This window comes from Streptomyces sp. NPDC104814, from assembly GCF_055583185.1.
Window position 1 is genome coordinate 246,036 of the sequence record NZ_JBVJOL010000009.1, and the last position, 20,561, is coordinate 266,596.

At 72.5% G+C, this 20,561-nt stretch carries 17 protein-coding genes; 5 read left to right on the forward strand and 12 right to left on the reverse strand.

Going from position 1 to position 20,561, the window contains the following annotated elements:
• Positions 1–64: 64 nt before the first annotated feature.
• Together ACZ64A_RS27650 and ACZ64A_RS27655 are read left to right on the forward strand one after the other, a co-directional pair.
• A complete protein-coding gene (locus ACZ64A_RS27650; protein ID WP_469814085.1) occupies positions 65–634 on the forward strand; it encodes a hypothetical protein in 570 nt (189 codons plus the stop codon).
• Positions 635–821: 187 nt separating this feature from the next.
• The gene (locus ACZ64A_RS27655; protein ID WP_469814087.1) at positions 822–2,099 is read left to right on the forward strand and encodes a polysaccharide deacetylase family protein; all 1,278 of its coding nucleotides are present in this window, start codon (positions 822–824) and stop codon (positions 2,097–2,099) included.
• A gap of 287 nt (positions 2,100–2,386) precedes the next feature.
• On the opposite strand, the gene ACZ64A_RS27660 is transcribed toward ACZ64A_RS27655, so the two are convergent.
• The 9 genes from ACZ64A_RS27660 to ACZ64A_RS27700 all read right to left on the reverse strand — a co-directional run bounded on the left by ACZ64A_RS27660 (position 2,387) and on the right by ACZ64A_RS27700 (position 13,159).
• Entirely contained in the window at positions 2,387–3,790 is a 1,404-nt protein-coding gene (locus ACZ64A_RS27660; protein ID WP_469814088.1) for a M16 family metallopeptidase, read from the reverse strand.
• A gap of 41 nt (positions 3,791–3,831) precedes the next feature.
• Positions 3,832–5,172: a M16 family metallopeptidase gene (locus tag ACZ64A_RS27665; protein ID WP_469814090.1), complete on the reverse strand. Its 1,341-nt coding sequence runs from the start codon at positions 5,170–5,172 to the stop codon at positions 3,832–3,834.
• Positions 5,173–5,179: 7 nt separating this feature from the next.
• Entirely contained in the window at positions 5,180–6,715 is a 1,536-nt protein-coding gene (locus ACZ64A_RS27670) for an MFS transporter (RefSeq protein WP_469814091.1), read from the reverse strand.
• Positions 6,712–7,578 carry a HesA/MoeB/ThiF family protein gene (locus ACZ64A_RS27675; protein WP_469814093.1) on the reverse strand — a complete coding sequence of 289 codons (867 nt, stop codon included), beginning with the start codon at positions 7,576–7,578 and terminating at the stop codon, positions 6,712–6,714. The genes ACZ64A_RS27670 and ACZ64A_RS27675 overlap by 4 nt, the downstream gene beginning before the upstream one ends.
• 161 nt (positions 7,579–7,739) lie before the next feature.
• Positions 7,740–8,498 (reverse strand): 2OG-Fe(II) oxygenase, encoded by a 759-nt coding sequence (locus tag ACZ64A_RS27680; protein ID WP_469814095.1) that lies wholly within the window; start codon positions 8,496–8,498, stop codon positions 7,740–7,742.
• An 84-nt stretch (positions 8,499–8,582) separates the two neighbouring features.
• On the reverse strand, positions 8,583–10,556 hold the full coding sequence (locus tag ACZ64A_RS27685; RefSeq protein ID WP_469814097.1) for a B12-binding domain-containing radical SAM protein: 1,974 nt from the start codon (positions 10,554–10,556) through the stop codon (positions 8,583–8,585).
• 1 nt (position 10,557) lies between these two features.
• A complete protein-coding gene (locus tag ACZ64A_RS27690) occupies positions 10,558–11,388 on the reverse strand; it encodes a hypothetical protein (RefSeq protein WP_469814099.1) in 831 nt (276 codons plus the stop codon).
• Between the two features lie 13 nt (positions 11,389–11,401).
• Entirely contained in the window at positions 11,402–12,907 is a 1,506-nt protein-coding gene (locus ACZ64A_RS27695) for an ABC transporter substrate-binding protein (protein ID WP_469814101.1), read from the reverse strand.
• 102 nt (positions 12,908–13,009) lie between these two features.
• A complete protein-coding gene (locus ACZ64A_RS27700; RefSeq protein ID WP_352023053.1) occupies positions 13,010–13,159 on the reverse strand; it encodes a hypothetical protein in 150 nt (49 codons plus the stop codon).
• Between the two features lie 209 nt (positions 13,160–13,368).
• Here ACZ64A_RS27700 and ACZ64A_RS27705 point away from each other — a divergent pair, with 209 nt between their 5' ends.
• A complete protein-coding gene (locus ACZ64A_RS27705; RefSeq protein WP_469814103.1) occupies positions 13,369–15,021 on the forward strand; it encodes an ABC-F family ATP-binding cassette domain-containing protein in 1,653 nt (550 codons plus the stop codon).
• Between the two features lie 91 nt (positions 15,022–15,112).
• Here ACZ64A_RS27705 and ACZ64A_RS27710 read toward each other — a convergent pair whose 3' ends face one another.
• Positions 15,113–15,874 (reverse strand): metallophosphoesterase family protein, encoded by a 762-nt coding sequence (locus ACZ64A_RS27710; RefSeq protein ID WP_469814104.1) that lies wholly within the window; start codon positions 15,872–15,874, stop codon positions 15,113–15,115.
• A gap of 223 nt (positions 15,875–16,097) precedes the next feature.
• Between ACZ64A_RS27710 and ACZ64A_RS27715 the strand changes: the two genes are divergently transcribed.
• Positions 16,098–17,240 (forward strand): hypothetical protein, encoded by a 1,143-nt coding sequence (locus ACZ64A_RS27715; protein ID WP_469814105.1) that lies wholly within the window; start codon positions 16,098–16,100, stop codon positions 17,238–17,240.
• Between the two features lie 164 nt (positions 17,241–17,404).
• Here ACZ64A_RS27715 and ACZ64A_RS27720 read toward each other — a convergent pair whose 3' ends face one another.
• Positions 17,405–18,340, reverse strand: coding sequence for a serine hydrolase (locus ACZ64A_RS27720; protein ID WP_469814107.1), 936 nt, complete (start codon positions 18,338–18,340; stop codon positions 17,405–17,407).
• A complete protein-coding gene (locus ACZ64A_RS27725; protein WP_469814108.1) occupies positions 18,337–19,314 on the reverse strand; it encodes a LysR family transcriptional regulator in 978 nt (325 codons plus the stop codon). The genes ACZ64A_RS27720 and ACZ64A_RS27725 overlap by 4 nt, the downstream gene beginning before the upstream one ends.
• Positions 19,315–19,451: 137 nt before the next feature.
• Between ACZ64A_RS27725 and bla the strand changes: the two genes are divergently transcribed.
• On the forward strand, positions 19,452–20,405 hold the full coding sequence (bla, locus tag ACZ64A_RS27730; protein WP_469814110.1) for a class A beta-lactamase: 954 nt from the start codon (positions 19,452–19,454) through the stop codon (positions 20,403–20,405).
• Positions 20,406–20,561 lie beyond the last annotated feature (156 nt).

A 20,561-nucleotide genomic window follows, 5' to 3' on the forward strand; every position in this document is an offset into this window, starting at 1 on the left:
ACCGGGCGTCAGGAAGCCGTCAGCAGCAGTCCCGGGTTCCCCGGGCACGCCTAGCGTCGAGGGTATGCAGCACAACGGTCCCAGGGCCTCTGCCACTGACCGCCACTGGCGCGGCAGCGCCCGTCTGGCAGTGACCTGTGCCCTGCTGTTCTGCGCCCTGACCCTGCTGGGGGACTGGGGCGCGGGGAGCCTCACCCCGTTGCGCGCCGTGCTGTGGGTGGCCCTGGCGGCCGTGGAGCTGCACATCCTGCTGCCGCCCCGCGTGAGCGCGGGCCCGGGCTGGCTCGCGGTGCGCACGCCCTGGTGCCGACGTGTGATCCACACCGACGCGCTGACGGCTGCACGTCAGTACGGCGGCGTCTCGTCCCACCTCGTCCTCGAGGACGAGCACGGCCACCATGTGCAACTGGACCCCCGCGTCCTGGCCGCGAACCCCTTGATCTGGCATGAACTCGACACGAGCGTACGCCGCTCCCTGGCACGCGGCACGCTCCGCAGCGGGACGGACGTCCTGGAGCGGCTGGGCCATCGGATCGACGACGAGGTGATGCGGGCGATTCTGCGGGCATCGGGGCTTCCCGCTACGACGGCGGACACAGCACCACCCTCGGGGGCAGCCGGCCCGCGTCCCTGACTCAGGGCACCTGCCGCTGTCCGTACCGCCGGCGATGCCTGAACCGCACCCCCTCTTGGGCAGCCCATTACATGGCACGCCGTCAGAAATGCGTCGTTAATCATTTTATCTGCCTTATGGTGCGGTAGTTCCCCTCGTCCAAAAGGAACGCGCAACGCGCCCGTGCAGGGCGCGGGTTGGGATGCCCATGAGTGACCTCAGCCGCAGAAACGCAGCCCGCCTCGGCCTGGGCGTCGGCCTCGCCGCCGCCGCGACGCTCACCGGATGCGGGCACGAGGAACATCACACGCGGACCCCGGCAGCACCCGGCCGTCACCCCGACCAGGCCGCGGGAGGCGGCGCCCAGGCCCTGCCCCGGCTGATCGGAGACGGCTCCACCGCGTACACCGGCCGGCAGCCCAATCAGCCCCCCGCACCCGCGCCCCTCGAGGCGGGCCGGCAACCACCACAATTCGTGATCTTCTCCTGGGACGGTGCCGGTGAGGTCGGGACCGGCCTCTTCCCGCGCTTCCTCGAGCTGGCACGACAGCACGACGCGCACATGACGTTCTTCCTCTCGGGCCTGTACCTGCTTCCCGAAGAGCGAAAGCGGCTCTACAACCCGCCGAACAATCCCCGGGGCGCATCGGACATCGGCTACCTGACCAACGCTCACCTCAAGGAGACGCTCACCTACGTCCATCAGGCCTGGATGGACGGCCACGAGATCGGCACGCACTTCAACGGCCACTTCTGCTCCGGCTCCGGTTCCGTCGCCAACTGGACGCCCGCCCAGTGGCGCAGCGAAATCGAACAGGCCCGCACCTTCGTCACGACCTGGCGCACCAACACCGGTTGGCACGCCCACCCGCCGCTGCCCTTCGACTACGACAAGGAGCTCATCGGCGGCCGCACTCCCTGCCTGCTCGGTCAGGAGAACCTGCTGCCGGTCGCCCGCGAGCTCGGCTGGCGCTACGACGCCTCCTCCCCGGGCGGCGTCCAACGCTGGCCCTCGAAGAAGCACGGCGTGTGGGACCTGCCGCTGCAGGGCATCCCGTTCCCCGGCCACAGCTTCGAGGTCCTGTCGATGGACTACAACATCCTCGCCAACCAGTCGCACAACTCCACCCGCGCGCCTTCCTACAACTATGCGTCCTGGCGCACGCAGGCCACCCAGGCCTACCTGGCCGGTTTCCAACGCGCCTACGAGACCAACCGCGCGCCGCTGTACATCGGCAACCACTTCGAGGAATGGAACGGCGGCATCTACATGGACGCCGTCGAAGCAACGCTGAGACACATCGCCGGAAAGAAGGACGTACGCCTAGTGTCGTTTCGCCAGTTCGTCGACTGGCTCGACGCCCAGGACCCCGCCGTCCTCGCCAAACTGCGCGCCCTGGAGGTCGGCCAGGCCCCGCCCGGCGGCTGGGCCAGCTACCTACGGCCGACCGCCAAGGCCAAAAACACCACGCCGGAACCCGTCTAGAGCGAACCGGCGCGCCTACCACCGGCCCGGACTGCGCGCCGGAGACAGCCACACGCCGCAGCAGCTCGGCGGAGACCCGAACGGCCCTGGCTCGCCACGACCGAACGGTCCGGAGCCGACCGGCTCGCGACTGGGCGTAGGGCGCGGCAAACCCGTCGGGCACGGGCAGGCGCGCCGTGCAGGCGGCCCGCTCCCCAGGGCGACCGCCGCACGCCGTCCTGCCCGCGCCATGGGCGTGCCGGCCGCACCGGTCGGGGTGGCGGGAGCACCCGCGCCGCCGGAGGTGCTCAGACCTCGAGGACCGGCGAGTCCGTCACGGCCCCGACGGCCTCGGCGATCCGCGCGGCGTCGCCGACCGCCACGGTCACCAGGCGGTCCGGTGCGAACGCCTCGCGCAGCGCCGTGGACGCCTCCTCGACGGTGACGGCCGCCGCCCGCCGGAACGCGCCCGGCAGCGTGGCCGGGGCGCGCCCGTCGAGCACCAGCACGGCGATCTCGTCCGCGACGGTGGAGGCCGTGAGGTAGCGCAGCGGCGCCGCGTCCACGATCTGCGCCACCGCCGCCGACCGCTCCCGCTCGCCGATCCCGTGCTCGGCGACGTCTCGCAGGATGCGCCGGACGTCGCCGAGCGCGTCGCCCGTCACCGACGTCTCCACCGCACCTGTCACCACCGCGAGCGAATGCTGCACCACCGCGAGCAGGCGGCTGTGGAAGCCGTAGGTGTAGCCCTTGGCCTCCCGCAGTTCCCGGTCGAGGCGGGCGTTGACCGAGCCGCCGAGACTGTGGTTCCCGATGAGCAGCGCTTCCCAGCCCGGCGCCGTGCGCGCGGTCGCGGCCCGGCCGAGGACCAGCCGCGTCTGCACGGCCCCCGGCCGGTCGACCACGATCACCGCCGACGTGTCCCGCACGGGCGGCGGGGGCGGCGCTTGCAGCGTGCCGGGCTCCCCTTCCCACGAGGACAGCACCCGGTGCAGCGCCGCCTCGATGCCGCTGCCCGAGAGATCGCCGGCGACCACCACGGTGGTGACGGCGGGACGCAGGAACCGCCGGTGACAGGCGACGACCGCGTCCCGGTCGATGTTGCGGACCGTCTCCCGCGTGCCGCGCGCGGGACGGCTGCGCCGGTCCGCGGAATCGAAAACGGCGGTGTGCAGTTCCAGCGCGGCCCGGCGCTCCGGGTCCGCCTCATGACGGACCAGGGCATGGACGCGCTCGCGGACCAGCCGCTCCACGGCGGCGGCGGGCAGCAGCGGTTCACGCAAGGCACGGACCAGCAGCGTCAGGGCGTGGGCCAGACGAGTGACCGGAACGTCCAGGGTGATGCGCAGCCCCGCGTGCTCGGCGCCCACTCCGAGGGTCGCACCGTGGTTCTCCAGCTCCCGGATGAAGTCGAGCGAACTCAGCCCTGGTACGCCTTCGACGAGGGCACTGGTGGTGATGCCGAGGACACCCTCCACGTCACGGGGCTCGAGGGCGAGCGGTGCGGCCACGACGATCTCGACGCTCAGCACCTCCTGACCGGGACGGTCGCAGGTCAGCAAGGTCACGCCGTTGGCCAGTACCTCTTCGCGCAGTGCGGGGAAGAGCCACGGCTCGGCCGGGACAGGCACGGGCCGCTGCGGCCGTGGCCGGGCGGCCCGCCGGACCGCGGCGGCCGGGTGGGGGGAGGAAGCGGAGACGGGCGCAGTCATGCGGGGACCCTTCGCGAAGGACCGGCGGGCGGCACGATCGGTTACGACGTCGGGGAGGGGGCCGGGTGGGCCTGTGCGGACACGGTCGGCCGGGCCGGGCTCCGCGCGGGCCCGGGCTCGTAGGTGAGGACGGCGCGGCGCGCCGGGGCGAGCAGATCGCCGACCGCCGCAGCGACGTCCGACGCCTGGACCTCCAGGGCGCTCGCCAGGTGCCGGTCGCAGCGGGTGGCATCACCGAAGTACGCTTCCTGCGCGCACAGTTCGTCGGCGCGGCCGACCGGGTGGGCGAGCCGGTCGTACCAGTCCCTGCGGATCTGCGCCCGGGCCCCCGCCAGGGCGGCCTCGGTGGCCCCGCCGCCGGCGAGATGCTCGATCTCCTCGTCCACCGCACGCACCACGTCGGCGAGCGCGACCCCGGCCGGGGCCCGCACATTGAGCTGGCCGAGGGACGGCGCCCGGCGCAGCGGCATCAGCGACGCCCGAGCCGTGTGGGCGAGCCGGCCGCGGCGCACCAGCCGGTCGTGCAGTCCGCGGCTGCTCATGCCGCCGAGCAGCGTCAGGGCCAGGTCGGCGGCCGCGTGCCCGGGTTCGCCGCACGGGGGGAGCTGGTACGCGGCCATGAACGCGGGCCCCGGCACGGGTTCCACCACGTGCCGCCGCGGCTCGGCCGGTTCCATGGGCGTGATCGGTGGGGCGGGGCGCGCCGCCGGGCCGGCCGCCGCGCCGGACGGCGGTATGTGCCCGAAGTGCCGCTCGGCCAGGTCCAGGACCGTCTCGGGCCGGACGTCGCCGACCACGCAGAGGACCGCTCCGTCCGGTGTGTAGTGGCGGCTGAAGAAGGCGCGGCAGTCGTCGAGGGTCACCGCCCGCAGATCCTCAGGGCTGCCGGCCGGCACCGCGCGGAAGGGGTGCCCGGCCGGGAAGGACATGGCGACCAACTGCTCCCAGCCGGTCCCGTAGGGCACGTTGTCGTACCGCTCGCGGCGCTCGTTCAGCACCACGTCCCGCTGGGTGGTCAGGCTCTCGGCGGTGAGCGCGTCGAGCAGGCCCCCCATGCGGTCGGCCTCCAGCCACAGGACGAGCTCGAGCTGGGCGACCGGGACGACGCTGTGGAAGGCGGTCCGCTCGAAACCGGTGGCGGCGTTGGTGTGGCCCCCGGCGTCCTCGATCGCCGCGGTGTGCCCGCCCGCGGGCACCTGTGTCGACCCCTGGAACATCAGGTGCTCGAACAGGTGCGCAAGCCCGGTCCGGCCGCGCGGCTCGTCGCACGAACCCACCGTGTACCAGAGGCAGACCGCGGCCACCGGCACGGTGGGGTCAGGGGAGACGACCACCCGCAGACCGTTGGAGAGGGTGTGACGGACGGGGCTGAGGACGGGCACGGTGCTCCTACGGCTCGGTGGGAGGTTCGGTGGGCGGCGCGGGCTTGGGCAGGGGGACATCGCCGACGCTCGGCGCCGCGCCCGGCGAGGAGTCCGCCTCCTCCCCGCCGTCCTCCTCGCCGGCGGAGCCCCGGAGGGCGCGGACCGGGCTGAGCAGAGGCCACAGAGCCGATGTGAGCAGACCGGCCGCCGAGACGTACATGACCTCGGCCAGCCCGAAGCGCCCGCCGAACCAGCCGCCGAGCAGCGCGCCCACCGGCTGGCAGCCCCAGCTGACGAAGCGGGTGGTGGCGGTGACCCGGCCGAGCAGGTGGTCGGGGACCAGGCTCTGCTTCACGGTCTCGCTGATGACCAGGTTGACCACGACCGCGAACGTCCAGGTGAACGTGGACGCCGACACCAGGGTGATGGCCAGCGGGCGGTTGTCCCACTCCTGGGCGAGCGGAACCAGTACCGCCGAGAGGCCGGGGGCCGCGTAGGCCGCCGCCAGGGCCCGGCCCTGGCCGAGCAGCCGTGTCAGGAAGGGGGTGCAGGACGCGCCGAGCAGACCCGCGAGGCCGCCCGCCATGCTGGTGGCGCCGAGCAGGCCCGGGCTGAAGCCGAGGACGCGCAGCACGAAGAGGGTGTGCACCGCGAAGAACATCGCGTGGAAGATGTTGAAGTGGGTGGCGGCGAGGATCATGGGACGCTGGATACGGTCGTGCCGCAGCACCCGGAGCCCCTTGAGTACGGCCTTGCGGTGCGACTCCCGCTCCTTCCGCGCTCCGCCACCCTCGCTCTCGGCCTTTTCCTCGCCGGGAGTGCCGCCGGCGCCCGCACCGGCGCCGCCGTCCGTCGTCGCCTCGTCCTCATCCTGCTCGGTGGGGTCGGCGGACGGCGGGGCCTTGGGCAGGCCGGCCAGCGTGAAGCAGCTGACCAGGTAGGAGACGCAGTCCACGACCAGGGCGACGGGTGCGCTCATGACCTGGATGAGCAGTCCGGCGAGCCCCGGCCCGGCGACGGTGCCGACGGAGGTGCTGGCCTCCATCCACGAGTTGGCGCGCTCCAGTTGCCCGCGCGGCAGCAGCCGGGGCAGGTACGCCGACATGGCGCTGTCGAACAGCAGGGTGAAGGCGCCGACGAGGAACACGACCCCGTACAGCACCGGCATGGTGAGCGCGTCGAGCCAGAACAGCAGCGGGATCGCGAACAGCAGCAGCCCCCGGGCCACGTTGGACACCAGCATGAGGGCGCGCCGCTCGTACCGGTCCGCCCAGACGCCCGCCGACAGCCCGAGCAGCAGGACCGCGGCGGATTCGGCGGCCTCCAGGACGCCCATCTGCCAGGGGGTGGCCGCGAGAGTGGTCACGGCGGTGATGCCGATCGCCATGAAAGTGATCTCTGTGCCGGCGAGGGACAGGGTCTCGCCGGTCCACAGCCGCAGGAAGCCGGTCCCGCGGAACGGAGCCTTCTTCGGCTTCCCCGGGCGCTTGCCCCGGCCCGGTTTCCCCGGCTGCGGCGGCCCGTCCGTCTGCTGCTCCGGTACCTGCTGTCGATCGGTCATGAGGTCGTCGGACACGTGCACGTGCTCTCTTCGCTGTGGGTGATCTGCTGCCGGGTGAAGTCAAAAGCCGCCCGCCGTCCCAGAGTCGGGCACGTTCCGCTGCACAGGTACTCGACGATGTCGTGCGCGAGCATGGCCGCGACCACTGTATTGGCGGGACCGAAGGAGAAGGGGGCGGGTTCGGTGGAGTGGTCCTCGACGTGGCGTTCGCGGTCGGTGAGCCGGGCGCGGCGGGCGCGCTCGAAACAGGCCCAGCAGCCGCGTCGGGCCGGGTCCAGGACCGGGCCCCACAGGCCGACGCCGACGCCGACCGCGCCGATGGCTGTCGGGGTGCCGGTGCGGGCTGCCCAGTCCGCGACCACGGCGGGCAGCCCGGGCGGCGTGTCGGCCGCCACCACCACCAGGTCCAGGTCGTGGGGCAGGGACGCGGTGAGGTCAGCGGCCGTCGTGATCCGCCTGCGCACGCCTACGCTCACGGCACCGGCCCGCAGCGCCCCCAGGTGGTCGGCCAGCGCCTCGGTCTTGGGCCGCCCCACATCGGAACGGGTGTACGTGAACTGCCGGTTGAGGTTGTGCACGGCCACCCGGTCGTCGTCGACGAGCCAGAACCGGCCGACGCCGGCCGCCGCGAGATGCTGGGCGACGATGCCGCCGATGCCGCCGAGGCCGATCACCCCGATCCGTGCGGCGATCAGCCGCTGCTGCGCCGTGCCGGTGTCCGGGGTGAACAGGCCGAGATAGTCGACCTGCCGTTCGTACGACGCACCGGCGAAGTCTCGTGCAGCTGCCTCCGGTTCGGCCGTGACCCAGCCCAGCTCGGTGAGTTCGGCCAGGAGCGCGGTCGCCGCGCCCGGGCGCCACAAGGCCCCCAGTGCCTCCTGCGTGGTGCCTTCCCGCAGCCGCCTCAGCGCGTCGGCCAGGCCCGGCCGGGCCCCGCCGATGCGCAGCAGCCGGGGGCCGAGGGTCAGCAGCGTCTCGTCCGCGCTCTCGTGGACGGCGACGGCGGGCAGCAGGCGTACGGTGTTCAGCTCCCCTCCAGGTGCTGGCCCATGGCGATGGTGTAGCGGCCGACGGTGTCCCGGGTGAACGGCTCGACCCAGTGCCAGCAGTCCTCCCGGATGGGCATCAGCGAGACGCTGTTGAAGAGGGGTTCGACGAAGAACTCCGTGTCCTCGCCGTTGCGGAAGGCGAGCCGTCCGCCGGCCTGCGGGGTGTACTCCTCGTCGAGGTAGAAGTTGACCGCGAGGACCCGGCCGGGCACCAGGTCCTGGTGGGCGCCCAGGGCGTCGGAGCGGCGGTACGCGGCCAGCTCCATGGTGGTGTGCTTGCGCAGGACGAGGCCCGTGCCGGAGGAGATCCAGTCGCGCAGGGCGTCGGAGAGCACGGAGAAGAGGAAGAACTCCTGGAGGGTGCGCTGATGCGCGGCGTCCATGGCGCCCTCGTCGAGCAGGGCGTGGATGTCCTTGACGACGAACTGGGCGATGGTGACCTCGTCCTGTTCGTCGACGGCCTCGTCCCAGTACTCGGTCTTGCCCAGGCGCCCCTCGTACTTGGCGGCGTGCCGCGACCACGTGGGGATGGCGCGCATCGCGGCGGCCAGGTCCGTGGCGAACTCGGGGCGCAGGAAGTCGCGCAATTGCAGCGGGCGGACCGGTTCGCCGTGGTACCAGTCGCGCAGCATCTCGACCGTGGACCCGGTCAGGTACTGCGGCGCGACGTAGGGAGCGGCGCCGGTCAGGGCCGGCGGAACCGGCGACGACGGCCGTGTCGTGGTGCTGGACATGGTTCTCCTCACGAAGGGGGCGAACGGGACGGGGGTCGGTGCGCGGCCCGGCGGCGAACGCAGGGCCGGGCGGGGCCGCTGGGGTCAGGCCAGGGCCGGCTCCGGACGCCCGGCGGTCGTGACGGCGGTCAGCATCCGGGCCTCGACGAGCTGCCGCAGGACCGCGGCGCCGCCGGCCGGGCCGTAGACGTCCGACAGGTCGCGGCGGGTCAGCGGTGTCCCGTCCAGCCACGGGGCGAGGCCTCGGGCCACGGCGGCGGGCAGGACGGTGCGCTCGCGGCGCAGGACGTGTGTGACGACCAACTCCTCACCGCGGGGGAGGACATCCAGCGACGCGACCGCCAGCCGGAACGCCTCTTCCTCGCCGGGCGTTCGGCTGAGGAACTCGTCGCCGGTGCGACGCATGTGCGCCGAGCCGTGACCGATCGCGAAGTCCTGGAAGGCGCGGTGGACTCCGGCGCGTTCCTCCCGGGTCATGGCCGGGTCGATGTTGCCGAGGTGGTTGAGCGCGTACTGCGCCTGGTTGGCGAGCCCGCTCCCGCCGTCCCCCACGACCAGGCCGAACCGCTCGGGGTGGCGGCCCACCTCGGAGGAGCGGGTCGCCTCGAAGGGGAAGACGGTGAACGACTCCACACAGTCGGCGAGTCCGGCCACGTCCCGCAGGGACTCCATGGCCTCCTCCAGCGTGGTGGAGGGCAGATCGGGGATCAGGTTGATCCGCAACTTCATGCCGGCCTGGTGGGCCTCTCGGATGAAACGGAGATTCTCCTCGCGGTCCGCGGACTTGTGCACCAGCTTCAGCACCCGGGTGTTCGTCGTCTCCATGCCGATGACCAGGTACTCGCAGCCGGCCCGGACCATCAGCTGGAGCAGCTCGGCGTCGAAACGCCGGTCCACCATGGCGAAGGAGTTCCACGTGATGTCCAGGCCGCGATCGAGGACCGCCTGGGAGAAGCGGCGGGCGAACGCGGGCGGGATCGACTCGGTGATCAGCTCGAAACGGCGCACCCCGTGTGTGCTCACCTGGTGCTCCAGCTCGGCCATGAAGCTCTGCACGGAACGTCCCCGGTACGGCGGGGACCCGTCGTACAGCTCGACGAAGTCGCAGTAGTCGCACTTGCCCCAGTAGCAGCCGCGCGCCTGCACGATGCCCATCTCGTGACCGACCAGCCGGGCCATCAGCGCGGGGTCGTACGCGGCGGGCGGCAGCGCGTTGGGGTGCAGCCCGGGCACGGGCGGCGCGTGGACGACCGTGCCGTCGGCGACGGCGGACACCCCGCCGACCTCGGTCGGCCGCCATGCGCCCGCGGCGGCCTGCTGGTACAGGGCGAGCAGCGGCGCCTCGCCGTCGAAGCGCACGACCGCGTCGACCTCGTGGTGGACGTCCAGCAGACGGGCCAGGTCGTGCTCGTTCATCAAGGACAGCGTCGGACCGCCGAGCACGGTCCGCACGTCGGGCCGGACGCGCTTGACGGCCTCGGCGAGCAGCAGCGCGGGCACGAGCTGCGGACCCATGGGGACGGAGATCCCCAGGATCCGGGCGTCCGCGGGCAGCCGGGAAGCCAGGCCGAGGGAGGCGTAGTACGCGCGGTAGACCAGCGTCCGCTCCGAACGCAGCAGTGCCGCGTCGGTCAGCCACTCGGCCTCCGGGTCGATCAGGTACGGCTGCGCCAGTGCCGCCAGCAGGAACGCCGGGCCGGACTCGGCGGCGAAGGTGTGCCGGCCGTCCTCGTCGAAAAGGACGTCGCGATGGCGGGCGAGCCAGCGGCCCGCTACGGCGCTCATCTCCTCGGGGTGGCAGCCGTCCAGGCCGACGAGCCGGCCCGCGCCCGCCTGCGCCAGGTGGCCGGGGTCGAGCAGGTGCAGGGCGAACTCCTCGTTGAGGTCCCACTGGTGGGTGCGGACCTTGCGGCTGTGCAGGAAGCCGGCGAGGACGGCCGTCGACGGGAAGTAGCGGCCGAAACTGGACTCGACCAGCGGGGGGAGGGCGAGGACGACGCAGCCGTCGCCGCGGGCCTCCACGGGCTCCAAGGGGCCGCTGACGTTGCCGGACGTCATGTCACTTCACCTCACCGGGGGACGCGGGAACGGCGGCGATGCTGACCGTGTGGCGACCGACGCGGTCGGCCTGCCAAGGGGTGACCCAGTGCACGCAGCCGGGCCGGATCGGCATCAGGGACAGGCTGTTGAAACGGGGCGGCATCAGATGCTCACGGCCCTCCTCGTCCCGGAAGCCGAGGACACCGCCGTCGCCCTCCCGGTAGGCGGGGTCAAGGTACAGATTGAGGACGAACAAGGTGCCCGACTCGGCGTCGGAGTGTTCGCCGAGCGTGTCGCCGCGCCGGTAGCGCGCGAACTCGACGTTGGTGGTCAGCGGCCGCCCCGGGTCGGTCCACCGGTCCAGCCGGTCGCGCAGGGCCGGGCCCATGCCGGCGAAGACGAAGAAGTCCGAGAGCCGGGCACGGTGCTCGGGCGGGTAGGGCGAGCCTTCGTCGAACAGCGCCGGGATGTCCCGGGCCACGTCACGGACGGCTGCCCGCTCCTCGGGGGCCGCGGCCTGCCACTCCTGCGGTGTCGCCGCCCGGGTGGCGAGCCGGTCCGGGTTCCACAGGACGGCCGAGGTCTCCCACGTCGGCATGGCCCGCACCGTCTCTGCGAGAGCCCGCGCCTGGTCGTCGGGAAGGAACCCGTCGAGATGGACGGGGCGGGCGGGGACGGCGCGCAGCAGCTCGGCGAGCGCCGTGAGTTCGGCGGGGGAGCGGTCGGCCGGGCAGAAGGGCGCCCGGGCGGAGGACGAGGCGGACGGGTCGGACGTCACCGGGACGGTGCGGGCGGCGCTCGCGCCGGAGGTGTCGGCGCCGGGCGCGGTGGTGGCCGGGCTGTGCGTCATGCGGTTCGGCCCTTCAGTGGTCGCGGTCGGGCACGGCGGTTCGGGTCAGGTCGTCGAGCCGGGTGATGCCGGTGGCGGCCACGGCGGGTGCGGGGCGCCCGGGCGCGGTCAGGGTGACGCTGTTGACCTGGAACAGCGGCACCACCGGCGCGTGGTCGAGCACCACCGCCTCCGCCTCCTGCCAGGCCCGCGCCGACTGCTCCCGGCCGGCCGCGCGCAGCGCCCGGTCGAGTGCCGCGTCCACGGCGGGCTCGGCGAAGCCGAAGGTGCGGGCCTGCCCGGCGGTGCTGTGGAAGCCGGTGAGGAAGCCCGACACATGGGCCAGGGGGGCCGGGTTGATGCCGTACAGCAGCTCGTAGTCGAGTGTGGCGGCGGCCCGCGCGAAGCGTTCGTACGACAGCGGTCGCAGCCGTACGGGATGGCCGAACCGCTCGCGCAGGTCCGTCGCGATGAGGGCGGCCGCCTCGCCGTTCGGCGGGAAGTCGGCGTAGCTGAGGCTGAGTTCGGCCCGCCGGCCCGGAGGCGGGAGGCGACCGGGAGACGGCGGCCCGGGGGGCGGTGCGTCGGCTGCCGCTTCCGTGCCCCGCGGTTCCCACAGGTCCGTGTAGCGCCCAAGCGGGAGGACGGCTTGCCGCAGCAGGGTGCTCGCCGCCCGCCGGTCGAACCCGGCGGCGAAGGCGCGGCGTCCGGCCGGACCGGCGAGCGGGCTGTCGAGGCCGGGGCGCACCCAGAGCTGGCAGGCCAGGGACAGGGGCCGGACGGTCGCGCCGGGACGGGCGGCGGCCTCGGCGAAGACACCGGGTGGCAGGCCGGTGTTGACCGAGAGGTCGAGCCGTCCGTCGGACAGGGCCGCGAAGGCGTCGGCACGGTCGGCGTGCACCTGGAAGGCGAGTCGTTCGGGCGTGCCGGGCCCGGTGCGGCGGGACGGCTTGCGGCGCAGCTCGATCCGCCCCCGGGCGCGGTCGGCCCGCACCGGCCGGAAGGGGCCGCTCGCCGTCCAGCCGCCGTCCGGTGTCTCCCGGACGGGTGCCGCGCCGGGGAAGGCGAGGAGCTGCGGCAGGTAGGGCAGGGGCAGCCTGGAGCGCACTTCGACGACGGGAGCACCGTCGGCCGGGTCCCGGACGACCCGGGTGGTCACCGGGGAGCCGGTTCCTTCGGGGTCGTGAGCCGCGGGCAGCGGCAGGCAGGTCGGCCCCCAGGCCCGGTGGACGCCGGCGGCGATCTCCTGCGCCCGCACGGGGCTGCCGTCGTCCCAGACCTGTCCGGGCGCGGGCCGCAGCCGCCAGACGCGGTCCCCGTCGATCGGGGTGAGCGCGGTGAGAGCGGACGGCTCGGTGCCGGGGCCTTGGCCTTCGGCGCGGTCGCGGATGAGCGGGTCGACCAGGGCGTCCAGGACCAGCGCCTGGTTGAAGTCGACGACGTGGAACGGGTCCAGACTGAGCGGCCAGGCGTCGAGGTCCACGACGAGGACGGTGTCGCGTCCGGCGGTCCTGGCGCGGTGGGTGCCCACTTCGGCCACGACGTCCCTTTCCTCGTTCGGCTGCCGGCGGTGCGCCGGACGGTTCGGCTGGGCCGCCGGGCCCCGGGACCTTCGTACGGCCCTGAGCCCGGCGACGGTTGATCAGCTGCGAACGCGGTTGCCGAGGAACTCGTTCAGCAGCTCGCGCTTGAAGACGAGACCGTCGGTCTCGAGCTCCGGCGTGCCCGCCGTGTCCTGCTGACGCAGTTCGGCGGTCTCCTCGGTCTCCGGACGCTGAGCGTTGGACTCCATGGTGGTTCCCCTCTCATCGAGTGGACGGGCGGCCGGGGACGCGGGGTTTGCCCGCGACCGGCCACCCATGGGTCGCCGACCCGGACGAGAGGTTCCCCGAACGGGCGGTGGGCTGCGACGGTGTCATGCCAATTTCTCTCGCTCAAGACCGCCGTGAGAGATTGATCGGATTCGTATGCGGCAAACCGGCTGGCGAGAGTGGGAGATCGATGGGGTTTCTGGAGGTTTCCGGCCTTGAATACTGGTTGGCCGACGGGCGGATGCTTTTTCATGATGCATCCTTCCGCGTCGGGGACGGTGACAAGGTAGCCCTGATCGGTGCCAACGGAATGGGTAAAACAACGTTGTTGCGGCTGGTCACGGGTGAATTGCAGCCGGAATCCGGAACTGTACGCGTGGTCGGCGGGCTGGGAGTGATGCCCCAGTTCATCGGTTCGGTACGGGATTCGACCACGGTGCACGAATTCCTGGTCTCCCTGGCCCGTCCGGAATTGCAACGTGCGTTTTCGGCCATGGAGAGAGCGGAACTCGCCATGATGGAGTCGGACAGCGAGGCCGTCCAGCTCCGATACGCCGAAGCGCTTTCCACGTGGGGCGACGCCGGCGGTTACGACGCCGAGGTCGAATGGGATCTGGTCACCCAGGCCGCGCTCCACCTGCCTTTCGACCGGGCCCGGTTCCGTGAGCTGCACACCCTGTCCGGCGGCGAGCAGAAGCGGCTCGCCCTTGAGGCCCTGTTCCGCGGCAGCGCCCAGGTGCTGCTCCTGGACGAGCCCGACAACTACCTCGACGTCCCCGGCAAGCGCCAACTGGAGGAGACCATGGCGGCCTCCCCGAAAACCGTGCTCTACGTCAGCCACGACCGCGAGCTGCTCGCCGCGACCGCCACCCGGGTCCTCACCCTGGAGGCCGGCGGCGTCTGGGTGCACGGCGGCGGCTTCCGCGACTACCACAAGGCCCGCACGGCACGCCTGGAACGCCTCGACGAGCTGCACCGCCGCTGGTCCGAGGAGCATCAGCGGCTCAAGGACCTGGTCCGCACGCTCCAGCAGCAGGCGAAGGCCTCCGCGTCGATGGCGGGCAAGTACCGGGCGACGCTGACCCGGCTGGCTCGGTTCGAGGAAGCCGGCCCGCCGCCGGAGCGCCCCGTCGAGCAGAACGTCCGCATGCGGCTGCGCGGCGACCGCACCGCGGTCCGCGCGGTCCGCTGCGAGAACCTCGAACTGCGGGGCCTGACCGCGCCGTTCGACCTCGAGGTGTACTTCGGCGAGCGCGTCGCCGTGCTGGGCGCCAACGGCACCGGCAAGTCCCATCTGCTACGGCTGCTCGCGGCAGGCGGCAGCGACCAGGACCTCCACGACCCGGACCGGCACGGCGAACCGGTCGCCCACACGGGCACCGCCCGCCTCGGCGGACGGGTCAGGCCCGGCTGGTTCGCACAGACCCAGCAGCGGCCCGACCTGGTGGGACGCACGCTGGTCGAGATCCTCGGCCGCGGTGACGGGGACCGGGACGGTCGCGAGCGCGGAGCGGCGGTGTCCGCGCTGCGGCGCTATGAACTCCAGGCCCAGGCCGACCAGACCTTCGAGTCGCTCTCCGGCGGCCAGCAGGCCCGTTTCCAGATCCTGTTGCTCGAACTGCAGGGCGCCACCCTGCTCCTGCTGGACGAGCCCACCGACAACCTGGACCTGCACAGCGCGGAAGCGCTGGAAGCCGCCCTCGAACGTTTCGAGGGCACGGTCCTCGCGGTCACCCACGACCGCTGGTTCGCCCGCACCTTCGACCGCTTCGTGGTCCTCGACGACGACGGCAGGGTCCGTGAGCACGACGGCCCGTACTGGGGCCCGGGCATCCCGGCCTGACACCGGAACGGGGAGAGAAGCTGCCGAGCACGATCGTCCGTTCGGCTGAGGTCGTCACACCTTCTGATTTGTCTCACGTAGGGAGCGGGTGTCAGGGGTTGTGGTTGCGCCCGTCCCGTGGGGCGAAGGCGGTGAGGGCGTCGGCGTCGGTCGCGCGAGCGTGCAGGAAGTAGTCCGCCCATTCGGTGATGTCGGGGTAGGACGAGTCCTGCCTGAGCCGGGTGGCTGCGGCTTGGAGGTCGAAGTGCGTGGTGCGCAGTTCGACGCCCGGGCCCAGGAGGGCCCAGTGTGCTCCGGTTCGCCCGTAGGGCATGCCGACACTGCCGGGGTTGATCACGAGTCGGCCGTGGGCGAGGCGGACGAACGGCATGTGGGTGTGGCCGCAGACCACGGTGCGGATGTCGGCATCGAGTCCGTCGAAGACTTCCTCCCAGCGGTCGAGGCGGGAGTCGACCAGGACGACCTCCTCGTCGTCGCGGGGGGTGGCATGGCAGAACAGCACCCTGCCCAGGCCGTTCACGGACAGGGAGAGTGATCGTGGCAGCGAGCCGAGCAGGTCGAGGTGGTCCTCGCGGAGCTGTTCGGCCGCCCAGGGGGCGATCGGATCGGGGATCGTTTCACGTTGCCCCCGGCGGTATTCGAGGAGTTCGCGATCGGCGTTGCCGCTGATCCAGATCACGCGGTCACCGAGGCTGGTCAGCAGGTCGAGAACCTGGGTCGGTTGCGGGCCGGCGGTGATGTCGCCGGTGAGCACGATGTGATCGGCGGTGCTGACGTCTGGTTCGGCGAGTACTGCCTGCAGGGCCGGCAGTACTCCGTGGATGTCGGACAGGACGGCTACTCGGTTCAGCATGCTCACCACTGTGGGGCGACGACAGCCGACCGGCGTGATCTTTCGCCGGACGCGTAGTCCAGCACACGGGAGCCGTCCACGCACGCGGGGGTCCAGCCGTGCCTCCGATTCCGCGGGCCGAGGTGACCGCCTCCTTCGGCGTCTGATACATCTGTCGCCGTTGTCATGCTCCGTTGACCGGCGGGGGGACGGCACCCGCGAGAGCGGGCACAAGGGGGAAATAGTGACGTATCGGCGTGCGCTGGGACCGGCGTTGTTCGGGGCGCTGTTGCTGGCTGGGCTGCTGTGGTGGGCGGGCTCGAGTGCTCACGCGCTCGGCTTGCCCGGCGCTACGCGATTTTTCGGCCCCGACGAGGTAAGCCGCCTGCTGGCGTGGACGATGCCGTGGTCGACCGACCTGCCGTCCTCGGACCAGTTCGCCGATCCGGCCGGCGCGGTCGGTCACGGCACGGACTACGCGGCGCTGTGGCAGACCGCCATGTGGGTACGGTACGCCGCGCTCGTTGTGTTCTTCGCCTGCGGTGCGCTGCCTCTCTTGCGCCGGCTCGCGGGCCGCGGCGTCCGGCGCGCGGTGGTCTGCGTGGCGGCACTGTGGGGATGGGGCGTCGTCGCGGCCGTGCTCGCGGTCACCGTCTCCGCCCCCTGGATGGCCGCCTCGGGCGGATCGGCGTCGTTCCGGCTGCTGCCCCACCTCGCGGGCATCATGGCTCAGGGCCGCGAACTCCCGGTGGCCGCCGCCTTGGTGGCCGCGGCGGCGAGCACGGGTCTCATGACCCTGCTGCGGCGTGAAGCCACGTCGCAGCCACGCCCCCCGGTGCCGACCACAGCGACCGCGCGGCTCGCCGCGACGGCGGGTACCGGCGTGATCGCCTTCGCCCTCGTCGTGTTCTCCAACGACCGCGTCGCCGGGCGTGTCCAGACCGCGTTCGCAGGCGGAGGATTGCTGTCCGAGCCCGGTGACCTGCTGCGGCAGTGGGTCCAGCTCGGCGCCTGGACCATGCCCACCAGCTCCGGCCTGGGACGCTGGCTGCTGTACAGGCTCGGCGATGTGGCACTGCTCGCCCTGGTCTGGTGGGGGCTGCGGTTGCTGCCCGTCGTCCTCGACCGCGTGACCTACCCCGCCTGCGCGCTCGGCGCAGCCGCCGCCACCACCCTCGGTGTCGAGGTGAGCGACATCTGGACCTCGCTGCTCTCCTACCAGGGCAGCACCGCCGGCCCACTGCTCTACTACGTCTCCGCAGGATCAGGTGTCTCTGCGGCGCTCGTCTTCGGCACCCTCGCCGGCTGTGCGAGCGCACTGACCGTGCGTCTGCGTACTCGTCCGCAACCCTCTGACCCAGCCACGGTGCAGGCCCGACTCGTCTGACCGGCGTGCGCCCTCGGCAGCCTGCCGCTGGGCGCCCAACCCGTCTGACCTGCGTGCGCTCACCGCAGCCCCGAGCCTGTCCCTGGGATGACACCGCCTGCCTGCTCGGGTTCCGCCCTTGGTCACGTCCGGCGTTTCCACGCCCGTTGCACTCGTCTCTCGCCTCACGCGCGCAGAGCCTCGAAGGCCTCCCGCGCGGCGATCCCGATCGCCAGGTCGATGTCCGGCGCCTGCGCCGCCCGCCGGTCCGCCCGGGTGAGCGCGGCCATGGCCACCCGCGTTCCGGAGTCCGCCTCGATCACGCCGATCTCATGCCGCAGGTGCAAGAACGTGCCCGTTTTCCCGCTCAGCCGCAGACTGTCGGCGCGCAGTTCGCTCGCCAGTCGCTGGGTGAAGACCTGATGGGCCATCAGCCGCCGCAGCTCGGCCGTGGCCCGTGGATGGGCCACCTCGTCGCGCCACACCCTCTGCAGCAGGTCAACCAGCGCCGAGGCGGTGCCGAGGTTGGCGTGCGCGGGGTCGAGCGTCTCGATGGTGTGGCGCTGCGCCCGGTCGTCGCGGACAGCCAGTTCCAGGGCGAGGGAGAAGTCGTTGCCGGCGGCGCCTGCGGCGCACTCGTACATGTGGTTCATCCGGTGCCGTACATGGATGCCGGCGCAGCCCCAGGCGCGCAACCGGGCATCCACGTCGGTCACCGGCACCAGGTCGAACAGCGCATCGGCCGCGGCGTTGTCGCTCACCGAGAGCATGAGCAGGAGCAGATCGCCGACGGCGACCGTGGCCGGATGCCGGAACGCCGCGATGCCGGTGGGGCCGACACTGCTGGTGGCCGGGTCGATGGTCACCGGCAGGGCCGGATCGAGGCCGCCGTTCGCGATCAGGTCCAGCACGACGAGGGCGAGCGGCACCTTCACCACGGACGCGAGGGGGACGGGCTCCTCGATGCCGAAGCCGAGCTGCTCGCCGGTGTTGATGTCGCGGGCGAGGAACGAACCGCGGACGCCGAGCGCACTCCAGTCCTCCACGATCGCCTCGGCGACGTCCAGCAGATGGCCGTCGCCGCAGATCCGTCCCGGCCGGTGCGTCGTGTCCTCGGTCATCCGTGTGCCGCCAGCCGGGTCGTGGTGTTCACCGGCTCGGGCCGCCTGTCGGCGCGTGCGGCGGTGCCGGCACCGACCGCCGCCGCCAGGACCGTGGACAGCCACTGCGGTACGTCACCGCTTCGCCGGCGCGCGCTTGCCCGCACCTCGTACCCGCGGTGCAGTGAGGCGTCAGCCAGCGGCGCCCAGTCGGCCCCGTGCCGCCGCGCGAACGACTCGCCGCTCAGCAACACCGCCCGGCCCGCAAGTGTCTCGGCGAGCGCGGTGGCCGCCGGCCCGGCCGGCCGTACCGATTGCTCGGGCAGCCCGCAGCGGGCCGCCGCGCGCGCCAGCCTGTCGCGTGCGTAGGGCACGTCGTCCTCCGTCAGGGTCAGGATCGGCAGTGCAACGGTCCGGGCGCCGGTAGCGGCGACGCGGCGCGGCCGCAGGTCCTCGAGATGGACCGGGCGCCCCTGGCGGGCGTCCGCCGGCGGGTGTGCATCAAGGGGCGGCGCGGTGGCCAGACCGAGCGGCACCCGGTGCGCCGCCTGCTCCGGTGGAACGCGCAGCACAGCGTAGGCGAGCGTGCCGTCCGCCAGCCGGGCATCCCGCTCTGCGGGCGTCAGTTCGCGCACACCGAGGGTGGTGCCGTGTTCCGTTCCGGCACGGATGACCCGGGCCAGCTGCGCCGGCGCACAGTCGAGGGGCACTCCCACGGCCCGAGCTTGGGACCGCTGGGCCGAGCGGGCGGCCTGGTCGAGTCGCTGGGCCCGGTCCAGGACGTCTTGCGCGTAGGGGAGCAGCAGCATGCCCAGTTCCGTCGTCGTGACCTGTCGCCGGGAGCGGTCGAACAGCAGACCGCCGAAGTGCGTCTCCAGCGTCTTGATGCGCCGGCTCAGGAGCGGCTGGGCGATGCCGAGCCGGTCGGCCGCCCGCGAGAAGCTCGCTTCGTCGACGGTGGCGACGTACGCCTCGAGATGCGCGAGCAGATCCATCCAGCAGTCATATCAATTAGGTATGAGCCCTTCAAATTTCACTCTTGGACATGAGTGGAGCCCGGCTGTTTCGCTGTCCCCGTCGAAGATCCACCAAGCCGACGCCCGACCACCGACGACCTGGGAGAACTACGCACATGACCAGCACCGATCCGATGCCGCGGCGCCGCCTGTTCAAGGCCGGGCTCGCTCTCACCGCGGCCGGCGTGGCCCCCGCCGCGGCCGCGGCCCCGGCCTCGGCGGCCGCTGCCCCGCACTCGGCGGCCCCGGCCTTGGCAGCCGCAGACGCCGAACCTGCCGACTTCAGCGTGGAGTTCGGCCGCCTTGAACAGCATTACGGCGCGCGGCTCGGCGTCTTCGCCCGCAACGTGCGCACCGGCCGGACCGTGGCCTACCGCGCAGGGGAGCGGTTCGCGATGTGCTCGACGTTCAAGGCGTTCGCCGCGGCGGCCGTGCTGCGCGACCACAGCGACTGCGCTCCCCTGGACAGGGTGATCCACTTCCCGCCCACGGACATCCTTGACAACTCGCAGCACTCCGAGGACCACCTGGCCACAGGAATGACGGTGGGCGAAGCGTGCGCCGCCGCCATCCAGTACAGCGACAACACCGCGGGCAACCTGCTGCTGCGTCAGATCGGCGGCCCCCAGGGCCTCACCCGGTTCTTCCGCTCACTCGGAGACCGGGTGAGCCGGCTGGACCGCTGGGAGACCGACCTGAACACCGCCGTCCCCGGCGACCCGCAGGACACCAGCACGCCACACGCCCTCGGCACAAGCTTCGAACGGCTGACCCTCGGGCGGGCCCTGTCCCGCCCCGACCGCGAGCAGCTCGTCACCTGGCTGAAGGGCAACACCACCAGCTCCGAGCGGTTCGGCGCCGGGCTCCCGCGAAACTGGGTCCTCGCAGACAAGACCGGTACCGGCAGCTACGCCACCGCCAACGACATCGGCATCGCCTGGACGACGCGGCACACGCCCCTGCTGCTCACCGTGCTGTCCACGAAGGACGCCAAAGACGCGCCCGTCGACAACGGTCTGATCCGCGACGCGGCCGCCGTCCTGGCCGCCACACTCGCCCCCGGCGAGTAACCGCCGATCCGCACGTTGAGCGGACCGTGTGCTGTTCCTTCACGGCGTTGACCACGGCGCATGTCGATGCTGTGCGCCGTGGGGACGGCCGCAGGCCCACTGTCACCGCGCGTCCGCAGGCGGCCTCAAAATCATGTGCGAGCGACCGGGCCGGGT